Origin of the sequence: Patulibacter sp., assembly GCF_030655195.1 — a bacterium.
In the GTDB taxonomy this organism is placed as follows: domain Bacteria; phylum Actinomycetota; class Thermoleophilia; order Solirubrobacterales; family Solirubrobacteraceae; genus Patulibacter.
The window spans coordinates 1-7026 of the sequence record NZ_JAURWA010000125.1 but is presented as its reverse complement, the minus strand read 5'-3'; the positions used below and the strand labels follow the sequence as shown (position 1 = coordinate 7026).

5 protein-coding genes and 1 pseudogene are annotated in these 7026 nt (G+C 75.9%); 4 read left to right on the top strand and 2 right to left on the bottom strand.

Going from position 1 to position 7026, the window contains the following annotated elements:
• Nucleotides 1-523, top strand: a pseudogene (locus Q7T67_RS13880) (hypothetical protein); the annotation flags it as partial.
• Nucleotides 524-593: 70 nt separating this feature from the next.
• On the opposite strand, the gene Q7T67_RS13875 reads toward Q7T67_RS13880, so the two are convergent.
• A complete protein-coding gene (locus tag Q7T67_RS13875) occupies nucleotides 594-1592 on the bottom strand; it encodes a hypothetical protein (protein ID WP_304790604.1) in 999 nt (332 codons plus the stop codon).
• A 500-nt stretch (nucleotides 1593-2092) separates the two neighbouring features.
• On the opposite strand from Q7T67_RS13875, the gene Q7T67_RS13870 reads away from it, so the two are divergent.
• Genes Q7T67_RS13870 through Q7T67_RS13860 form a run of 3 tightly spaced genes read left to right on the top strand, consistent with a single transcriptional unit; the run spans nucleotide 2093 to nucleotide 5660 of the window.
• On the top strand, nucleotides 2093-2506 hold the full coding sequence (locus tag Q7T67_RS13870) for a response regulator (RefSeq protein ID WP_304790601.1): 414 nt from the start codon (nucleotides 2093-2095) through the stop codon (nucleotides 2504-2506).
• Between the two features lie 8 nt (nucleotides 2507-2514).
• A complete protein-coding gene (locus Q7T67_RS13865) occupies nucleotides 2515-3252 on the top strand; it encodes a CheR family methyltransferase (RefSeq protein WP_304790598.1) in 738 nt (245 codons plus the stop codon).
• The gene (locus Q7T67_RS13860) at nucleotides 3249-5660 is read left to right on the top strand and encodes an ATP-binding protein (RefSeq protein ID WP_304790595.1); all 2412 of its coding nucleotides are present in this window, start codon (nucleotides 3249-3251) and stop codon (nucleotides 5658-5660) included. Before Q7T67_RS13865 ends, Q7T67_RS13860 begins: the two co-directional genes overlap by 4 nt.
• Before the next feature lie 6 nt (nucleotides 5661-5666).
• Here the strand turns inward: Q7T67_RS13860 and Q7T67_RS13855 are convergent.
• A partial coding sequence (locus tag Q7T67_RS13855) for an aminotransferase class I/II-fold pyridoxal phosphate-dependent enzyme (protein WP_304790592.1) occupies nucleotides 5667-7026 on the bottom strand: 1360 nt, incomplete at its 5' end.

Here is a 7026-nt window from a genome sequence, read left to right as displayed (position 1 = left end):
GCGGACGCTCGCCGGGCCGGAGGGCGCGCCGATGCGCGCGGCCGCCGAGGCCGTGGCGCGCCATGCCGTCCACGCCGTGCCCGGCCAGCCGCCCTGGAAGGCGATGTCCGAGGCCGCCGCCGAGCGCGGCAGGGCGGCGGGCGCCCTGGTGGAGGCCGAGGCGAAGGAGACCGCCGAGCGGCTCCCCGACCGCGAGCGCCGCAGGGTCGAGCGCGACGCGAAGGAGGACGCCAAGCGGGTCGTGCGACGCGAGCGCACCGCCGCGCTCGACGTCTCCCTGCGCCTCTGCGGCCTGTGGTTCCGCGATGCCGCGTCGGTGTCGCTGGGCGCGGAGGAGGCCGTTCACCACGTCGACCGGGTCGCCCAGCTGCGCGAGGACGCCGCGCGCTCGGAGGTGCATCGGCTCCTGCGCTGCGTCGACGTCGTCGACGAGACGCGCCGGACCTTCCGGCGCAACGCCGGCGAGGACCTGCAGCTCGACGCGATGAGCGTCCGGCTGGCCGGGGCGCTCGCCCGGCGATAAACACGACGCGCGCGGCCGATGGCCGCGCGCGAAGGTCCTGCGGTGACCGGCCCGAGGGCCGGTCGAGGTGTTACTGGCTGATCACGACGTAGAACCGCTTGCGCGTGGTGGCGCTCGTCGGCTGGCCGTCGGACAGGCGGGGGCTGACCACGAAGTGCGTGTTTGTGTTCGCACCGGCCGGGGCGCAGGCGACGACGCCCGTGATGGCGCAACGCGTCGCGGTGATCTCACCCGAGAACTCGGGGTTCGTGTCGGGCCCCACGTCCTTGCCGTTGGTCAGCGCGGTGCCGCCCTGGTCGACCTGGTTCTGCAGGGCGATGGTCGCCGTGATGCCCTTGTTGGAGAGGTCCTCACCGGAGTCGATGTAGACGTTCTCCGACGCGCCGGCCGGGGTGCCGCCGTAGGTGGAGCGGATGGCGAAGCCACCCGACTGCGCCTCGATCTGGCCCGCGGCGTTGACGAGCACCCAACGGGTGGACTTGGCGGCGGGGACCTTGGAGAGCGCCTCGGCGACGGCCTTGTCGACGGCCTCCTTCACGATCGCGTCCGCGTCCTTGCCGTCGACGCGGTCGGCGTTCAGGCCGGTCGCGACGCCGGTGGCGTTCGTCGTGAACGGCTTCGTGCCGTCGCCACCGTTGGCGACGGAGATGTCGCCGCCGACGGTGCCCTTGCCGGCGCGGAACTCGAACGCGCGGCCGTTGGACAGGTTGTTGACGCGCAGGCACGCGTTCTTCTCGTCGGTGGCCGACGTCTTCGCCGTGGAGCGGCAGCCGTAGATCGCGGCGCCGCCGGTGGCGGAGAGGTTGGACTGGCGGGTGGCGTAGCCGCCCTTGGCGCCCGGACCTGCGTTCTCGGTCGCGATGATCTGGGTCTCGTCGTTGGCCGAGTTGCGCTCACCGAGGGTGAGGCTGCCGCCGGTGGCGGCGTACGTCAGCGGCGCGATGCCGAAGGCGAGAATGCCGGTGCCGACGATCACTGCGCGCGTGCGGCCGGTGCCGCGACGCGGGACCAGGCGGCCGAGGCCGGTCCGGCCCGTCGCTGTGTCCTGCTGCTCGTTCTCGTGCTGCATGGTGGTGCTCCAGGGGGTCGATCCGCTCGCCGCCGTCGAGGCGTCGGTGTCGGATGCTCGTAGCAACGTCCAGAAGCCCCGGGTGGATGCGCGCCAAACGTTGCCCGTTCCGCCAGTACGGCGTCGACCGCGCCACGAGTCCGGGGCCGTCCGCGCGGATCCACCGTGAGGTACGCGGCCAACGGCGTACGCCGCGCCGGCGGAGTGATCCGAGCGCGGGTCGAACAACCCCCCATCTGGGGACGTCGGCGTTCCCCGAGGGCCTGAGGTGGGGCGATTCGGACCGGAGCGCCCCGGTTACCCGTTGCTACCGTCGCAACGCAGCCCTCCGTCGGGCCCGCGCCGCGCGAGCATCCGTGCAGGCGCTCCCGGCTCCGAGGGCGGCGTCCCGTCCCGCCGCCTCGACCCCGCCGCCCGTCGTCCCCGCGGGTGGCGGTGGTCGACGCACCTGCACGTCGTCGACCGCACCGCCGCGTCCCGGCGCTCTACGATGCGGAGCCGTGACCTCCGTTCCCCCAGCGTCCTTCGCGGGTCAGCGGTTCCTCGTCGTCGACGACACGGAGGAGCTCGCCGAGATCCTCACCTTCGTCCTGACCCGGGAGGGCGCCCTCGTCGAGGTGGCGTCGGACGGGCACCGCGCGGTCGCCCGGGCGGCCGAGGAGTCCTTCGACGTGATCCTCATGGACGTGGGCCTGCCCGGCATCGACGGCCTGGAGGCGTGCCGACGGATCACCGCCGAGCGCGACACCGTCGTCGTCATGCTCTCGGCCCGGGACGCCCCGGCCGACCGCGCGGCCGGCACCGCCGCCGGGGCCGCGGGCTACCTCGCCAAGCCGTTCACCCCACGGGCCCTCGTCGAGGGGCTGCGCGAGATCCTCCGCCCGGCCGACGAGGCCGGCGTCGCGGGCGACTGAGCGTGCCCGTGGTCGACTCACGCCCCCGTGCCGAGCCGGTCGTCGAGCTGCCCCCCGCCGCGGTGCTGCGGACGCTCGGCGCCGCGTGCGGGCTCGACCTCGGGTCGTTCCGCCCCGCCCACGTCGCCCGGACGATCGACCGCGCCGTCGAGCGCCTGCACCTCGCAGGGCCCGAGGCGGTCGCCCGGGCCGTCCGGGCGGACCCGGCCGTGCGCGCCCGGCTCCGCCGCGCGATCGCGGTCTCGACCTCGGGCATGTGGCGCGACCCGGAGCAGTTCGAGCTGCTCGACCGGCTGCTGCACGCCGAAGGCCGCCCCCGGCGCCCGCTGCGCGTCTGGTCGCTCGGAGCCTCCGACGGGAGCGAGCTCTGCAGCGTCGCCCTCCTCCTGGGGCGGCGCGACGCCCTGACCGGCGCGTTCCTGCTGGGCAGCGACCTGCTGCCCGAGAACGTCGCGCTGGCCCGCGAACGCCGCGCCGAGCGGCTCGACCCCGCCGCGCAGGCGATCGTCCGCTTCGAACAGCGCGACGTCACGACGAGCGCGCCGACGGGCTCCTGGGACGTCGTCCTCTGCAGGAACGTCCTGATCCACCTGTCGCCGGACGCCCGGCGCGCGACCCTCGACCACGCCGTCGGCGCACTGGCCCCCGGCGGTCTGCTGCTGCTCGGTCGCAGCGAGCGCCTGCTCCGCGACGGGCGCCGCGGCCTCGACGACGCCGGGCCCAACGCGTACAGGAGGGTCGCGTGAAGCACCGGCTGACCCCGGTCATCGCGGCGGTCTCCGTCGTGGTGGCGGTCCTGATCGGCGCCATCCTCGCCACGCTGACCGTCGCCGTGGTCCAGCTGCGCGACGCCGGGCGCGAGGCCGCGCAGGCGGAGCGGACGGTCGCCGTCGCCAACCGCATCGAGCGGACCGTCCTGGATCTCGAGACCGGTGGGCGCGGCTTCCTGATCGCCGGGGACGAGCGCTTCCTCGCGCCCTACACCGCGGCGCGGCGGGCCCTGCCGTCGCTCCTGGAGTGGCTGGAGTCCGCCTCGGAGGACCCGGTGCAGGACCGCCGCGCCACCGCGATCTCCCGGCTGATCCGGGAGTACGAGTCCGACTGGTTGACCCCGAGCATCAGGCTGGCCCGGAGGGACCTGCGGGCTGCACGCCGCCGGACGGCCGGCGGTGAGGGCAAGGAGCGGGTCGACGAGCTCCGCGCCCGCTTCTCGACGTTCCTGGGGGCCGAGCAGGCGCGGGCCGACGACGTCCGGCGCGACGCCGACGCCGCCGGCCGGCGCGGGGTCGCTCTGGGCATCGGGGGCGGCATCGTCTCGGTCCTGCTGGTCCTCGGCTCGGGCGGCTACCTCCTGGCCCTGGTGGTGCTGCCGGTGCGTCGGCTCGCCCGCGCGGTCCACCGGGTGCAGGGCGGCGACCTGCAGACCGAGGTCGAGGAGTCCGGCGCCGGCGAGGTCGGCGACCTGGCGCGACGCTTCAACGCGATGAGCCGCTCGTTGCAGGAGCACCACGACGAGCTCGAGGGCCAGACGGCCGAGGTCGAGGCGCAGCGCGACGACATCGAGCGGACGATCTCCGAGCTCGAGGACGAGAAGGCGTGGGTCGAGACCCTCTTCGGCTTCGTGGAGCGGCTCGTCGCCGAGAGCGACCTGGGGAGCGTCTCGGCCGTCGCGCTCGGCGAGGCGGCGCGTCAGGCGCGGGCCGACGTGGGCGCGCTGCGGGTCGTCGACGACGAGGGCCGGCTCGAGCTCACCGCGGTCGTCGGCCTCGGTCCCGACGCCCTGCCGCGGACGATCGACCAGGGGGGCGGCGTCGGCGGTCGGGCGGCCGCCGAGCGCCGTCCCGTCGTCCTCTCCCACGACGACGCGGGCCTCCTCGTCGAGGGGCTCGGCGGTCCGGCGCACCCCGTCCGCGTCCGGCACGAGCTGCACCTGCCGCTGCACCGCGGGACCGCCCTGCTCGGGATCCTCGTCGTCGCCCGCGTCGTCGACCGGCCGTTCACGCCGGAGGAGGTCGAGCGGGTCCGCGGGCTGACCGAGCAGGCGGCGGTGGCGATCGCCAAGGCCGTGGAGGAGCGCCGCGCGACGCGGCTGGCGGCCGTCAACACCGCGGTCCTGGACGCCACGTCGTTCGGCGTGATCATGTACGACCGCGAGGACCGCGTGGCGGTGGTCAACCGGCGGATGCGCGAGCTCGCGGCGATCCTGCGGATGCCGGTGGGCAGCGACATCGGTCCGCGTGCCGAGCGGATGGTCGAGCTGGCCGTCGACCCGGTCGCGGCGCGGACCGAGATCGAGCAGATGCGGCGCGACCCGTCGCGGTCCGTCCGCCTCGAGCTGCACGAACCGGAGTCCGACCGCTGGTTCGTCGCCCGCACGGACGCGGTCCGCGACGCGGAGGGGGCGCTCCTCGGCCGGATCGTGTCGTTCCGCGAGAGCACGCACGAGCACGAGGTCCAGCGCGTGCGCGACGAGTTCGTCGCCACGGTGACCCACGAGCTGCGCACCCCGCTGTCCTCCGTCGTCGCGGCGGTCGACCTGCTCGAGGACGAGACCGGCGAGCCGACATCGGGCCAGCGGCACTGGACGGGGATGATCCGGCGCAACGTCGACCGCCTGCTGCGGCTGGTCGACGACCTGCTCACCGTGGCCCGGGCCGAGTCGGGCGAGTTCACCCTGCACCCGCAGCCGGCGGACCTCGCGACGATCGCCGCGGACGCCGCGGCCAGCATCCGCGCCAGCGCCGAGGGCAAGGGCGTGGACGTCGTGCTCGAGGTCGTGCCGGCACCGCTGCAGGCCGACGTCACCCGGCTGGCGCAGGCGTGCGACAACCTCCTCGCCAACGCCGTGAAGTTCACGCCGTCGGGCGGCCGGGTCCGCCTGCGCGTCACGCGGGCCACCGGGGCCACGGTGGCCCTCGAGGTCGCGGACTCCGGCGTCGGGATCCCCGAGGCCGAGCGCCTGCGGCTCTTCGAGCGCTTCTACCGCACGCCGTCGGCGACCCGCGACGCGGTCCCCGGCACCGGCCTCGGCCTGACGATCACGAAGGCGATCGTCGAGGCGCACGGGGGCACGGTCCGCGTGCAGGACGGCATCGACGGCGGCACCGCGTTCGTCGTCGAGCTGCCCGTCGCCGGGCCCCCGGACGTCGGCTGAGCCGCCCTACTCCGCGGCGCTGATGACGCGCGCCAGGGCGGTCGTCAGCTGCGCGTGCAGCGCGGGCGTGCGGACCGCGATGCGGACGTAGCGGTCGTCGAGGCCCGCGAACGTCGTGCACGGGCGCACCGCGATGCCGTGTCCGTGCAGACCGCCGACCACGTCGATGTCGGCGGGCGCGCGGAGCAGCACGAAGTTCGCGGACCCGTCCCACACCTGCACCCCGGCGAGCTGTCGCAGGCGGGCGAGCAGGTCGCCGCGGTGCGCGGCCGTCCGGGCGGCGATGCGGTCGCAGGCCTCGGGCCGGCCGGCGTAGGCGCGGAGCAGCTCGAGCGCCGGCGTCGAGCACGACCACGGGGCGCCGGCATCGCGCACCCGGTCGACGAGGTCGGGGTCGCCCAGGAGGTAGCCGCAGCGGACGCCCGGCACCGACAGCACCTTCGTCAGGCTGCGCAGCACGACGAGGTCGCCGGGGCCCGCATCGGACGGCCGCTCGTCGGCGAGGGCGCCGCCGGCGGGCGGGCCGGACGGTCCCTCGGGATCGCGGAGCGGGTCCTCGCGCGGGACGAAGTCGGCGAACGCCTCGTCGATCAACAGGGTCCGGCCGGGACGCCGCAGCCGCAGGATGGTCTCGCGGTGGTCGAGCACGCCCGTGGGGTTCTCGGGGCGGCCGACGACGACCATGTCGCAGTCCTCCGGCACGGCCTCGGGATCGAGCATCCAGCCCTGCTCGGGCTTCCGCGGGACGCGGACGATCTCCGCGCCGACCGTCCGCAGCGCGGCCTCGGCCTCGGTGAAGCCGGGCACGACGACCGCGGCACGGCGCGGTCGCACCGCGAGGGCCAGGCGCCAGAAGCCCTCGACGGCGCCGCCGAGCGGCAGGACGCCCTCGGGGACGCGGCCGTGGCGCTCGGCCAGCGCCGCGGCGGCGGGGCGGTCGTCCGGGTAGCGGCCGGCGGCGTCGAGGCCGCCGTTCATCGCCTGACGCGCCCAGCCGGGCGGGTCGCCCGCGACGACGTTGACGGCGAAGTCGAGCATCCCCTCGGGGACCATGCGGTCGCCGTGCATCCGGGCACCCGGCGGGACGGGCAGCGACTCGCGCAAGGGCGCGGGGTGGTCGGCGGACTCGCCGGCACCGATCGCCGCGGCGGTGGTGGCGTCGACCCCGACCGCGACGGCCGCCGGGGGGACGGCGCCGGACGCGACGTCGGAGGCCGCCGTCCCGCCGTCGTCCGCGACCGCCGGCGTCGCGCCGTCGGCGGGCGCGTCCCCGTCGGCGATCGCGGCCGCGTCGTCCAGCGCGTCGGTGATCGGGTCCGTCGGATGCTCCGCGACCGGGCCGGCGGCGGGCGCGTCGGACTCGCCC

Excerpts from the sequence above, each read along its gene's own strand:
- Q7T67_RS13875 (WP_304790604.1), bottom strand. The coding sequence starts at position 1,592 with ATGCAGCACGAGAACGAGCAGCAGGACACAGCGACGGGCCGGACCGGC.